Origin of the sequence: Cytobacillus oceanisediminis 2691 (assembly GCF_007678455.1) — a bacterium.
Taxonomy (GTDB): domain Bacteria; phylum Bacillota; class Bacilli; order Bacillales; family Cytobacillaceae; genus Mesobacillus; species Mesobacillus oceanisediminis_A.
In genome coordinates this window covers 1-284 of sequence record NZ_VEEP01000182.1, presented here as the reverse complement: position 1 = coordinate 284, position 284 = coordinate 1, and the positions used below count along the sequence as shown (strand labels likewise).

Genomic DNA, 284 nt, shown 5'->3' with positions numbered 1-284 from the left:
AGGGGAAGATATTGGAAGAGGGTGCTTATATTTGGGTGAGAAGGATAATGATTTTATAAATGGGGAGGAGGTGGTGATTGATGGAGGAATGGGTAAGTGGGGTGATAAAATGATGGAGGGGGGAGAGGAGGTTTTTGGTGAAGGGGGAAGAGGAAAAGGAATGATTGTTGAATTGTCATGGTTGAGGAGGATAGATTGATATGAGTGTTGAAGGGTATTGGGAAGGAAGATAGTTGTTTTCTTGTGGAAAGGTGGTTTATCGAGTTGAAGTATATGTTGGAGTT

The 284-nt window shown here is 41.9% G+C and carries 1 pseudogene; it reads left to right on the top strand.

Features of this window, described 5'->3' with window-relative positions:
• Positions 1 to 199: pseudogene (locus FS736_RS24640) on the top strand (hypothetical protein); the annotation flags it as partial.
• Positions 200 to 284 lie beyond the last annotated feature (85 nt).